Source organism: Nonomuraea sp. NPDC050022, assembly GCF_044460705.1.
In the GTDB taxonomy this organism is placed as follows: Bacteria; Actinomycetota; Actinomycetes; order Streptosporangiales; family Streptosporangiaceae; genus Nonomuraea.
The window spans coordinates 1-2,421 of sequence record NZ_JBITKE010000034.1; the positions used below are offsets into that span (position 1 = coordinate 1).

Sequence of the window (2,421 nt, forward strand, 5' to 3'; positions counted from 1 at the left end):
GGAGTGCGCCACGAGGCGCTCTGACATATTCCCGGTTACAGCCGGGAGGGATTTGAAGGGAGATCTCTGGGTCTGATGGCTTACCTGAATCTGAAAGGTGAAGGGGACAATAGCATGCCAAGAAATCAGTGGACACTGCGAAGGTGTCGAAAGTGGGCCACTGAGGGACCCGCGTGATATGGCGAAAGCTGGATTGCCTGAAGCCTAGTCTCCAGTTGATGCAAAGACCCATCTACCGGAAAGACACCCGAAACCGGTACCACGTTCTGCGCTGGGAACTTCTGCCGCTCGGCGCAACCTTCAGAACGTGGAGCGATGTCCAATGAGGACATTCAAGGAGACGAACGGGCCGCCTAAGTCATGCTCGGACGTATGTCAGAGACGAACGTGGGATCGCCTAAGGGGCGCGAGCCCTAAGGTGACGGAGTGCTCGTAGTAGTCGCAGGGGTCACGTCCTGCCAAGGAGGATGGGAAAGCCGTCCACAGGGCCAAGGAGCACAGGTGATCGGACACTCGAAGGCCGGGAGGTATGCGCAATGCAAAACGCCGAAACGGTACTGAATGTCCTGCGTGAACGCGGCAGGAGCGGCCTGCCGTGCAATGAACTCTTTCGGCAATTGTTCAATCGGCAGCTGTATCTGATGGCCTACGGGCGCATCTACTCCAACAAGGGGGCGATGACACCCGGGGCCTGCGGGGAAACCGCTGACGGTATGTCACTGGCGAAAATCGACCGTATCATCGCTGCGATGCGCCACGAGCGCTACCGGTTCACGCCCGCCAAGAGGATCTACATCCCCAAACGCAATGGGGACAAGAGACCTTTAGGACTGCCGTCCTGGTCGGACAAACTCGTCGGCGAAGCAATCCGCCTTCTTCTGGAGGCATATTACGAGCCGACGTTCTCCGAACGGTCACACGGTTTCCGTCCACGCCGGGGATGCCACACCGCACTACGCGAGGTGGCCCATACCTGGACCGGGACGAGCTGGTTCATCGAGGGAGACGTCTCCGACTGCTTCGGAAGGCTTGACCACCAGGTCATGCTCTCCACCCTGGCGGAGAACATCCACGACAACCGGTTCCTCCGGCTCCTGCGAAACATGCTGCAAGCCGGATACCTGGAGGACTGGGTCTGGAACGCCACGCTCAGCGGTTGCCCGCAGGGTGGGGTCGTTTCACCAATCCTCTCCAACATCTACCTGGACAGATTGGACATCTTCGTCGAGACAGTTTTGATACCGGAATACACCCAAGGCGGACGGCGGGCATACAACACCGCCTACCGCAATATGGAAGCGCAGCTTAAGTCAGCTCGCAGGCGCGGCCACCGCGTTTATGCGCGGGAACTACGCCAAAAGCTCCGCAAGCTGCCCAGCCGGGATATGAACGACCCTGGCTATCGACGGCTCCGGTACATCCGATATGCCGACGATATCCTACTTGGGTTCGCCGGACCCAGACACGAAGCCGAACAGATCAAGCGGCGCCTCGCCGAGTTCATGCGTGAAGAACTCAAACTGGATCTCTCCGAGGATAAAACGCTGATCACCCACGCCCGCACCCAGCGAGCGCGGTTCCTCGGCTATGAGATCACCGTCGGACGAAGTGACCGTAGGATGACCCGAGGTCGTAGAACGATCAACGGCTCCGTCGCACTGCACGTGCCCGTCACGGTGATCAAAGATAAGTGTGCCCCATACCTCAATCGCGGTAAACCCGCCCGCCAGACTCGGCTGCAGAACGAAGACGATCACAACATCGTTGGAATCTACGGGTCTATCTATCGGGGCATCGTCCAGTACTACCTGCTGGCTACAGACGTTTTTCGACTGAACCGGTTGCACTGGGTCATGCAGACCTCGCTGCTCAAGACTCTGGCGAGCAAGCACCATTCGACAACGACGAAGATGGCCCGTAGATACAAGGCCACCATCGACACATCCGTCGGCCCTCGAAAGTGCCTGCAAGCCAGCATCGACCGTGGCGAGGGCAGGAAACCACTGGTCGCTCAGTTCGGCGGCATTCCACTGACACGACAGAAAACAGCGGTCCTCAAAGACCGCCAACCGAGCCGGCCCATACAACCTCGCAAGGAACTGATCTCCCGACTCCTGGCGGGAAGATGCGAGATTTGCCTAGAGGCGGACGAAACTCAAGTCCATCAAGTCGGGAAACTCGCTGACCTTGGGAGGCTCGGACAGGAACAGCCGGAGTGGGCACGGCTCATGGCAAAACGACGGCGCAAGACCCTCGTCGTCTGCCGACCCTGCCACGACCGCATCCACAACCGGCAACCAGTCGCAATCACGCAGTAATCACCGGAGAGCCCGTCGCAGTGAAAGCTGCACGGCGGGTTCGGGAGGAGGCCGTCGGAAAAGGACCTGTGCATCAGGAACCTCGCCGACGGCCCACCTCACG

1 protein-coding gene is annotated in these 2,421 nt (G+C 59.3%); it reads left to right on the forward strand.

Features of this window, described 5'->3' with window-relative positions; genetic code table 11:
- Positions 1-536: 536 nt before the first annotated feature.
- Positions 537-2,318 (forward strand): reverse transcriptase domain-containing protein, encoded by a 1,782-nt coding sequence (locus ACIBO2_RS58815; RefSeq protein WP_397305360.1) that lies wholly within the window; start codon positions 537-539, stop codon positions 2,316-2,318.
- The last annotated feature ends 103 nt before the right edge of the window (positions 2,319-2,421 follow it).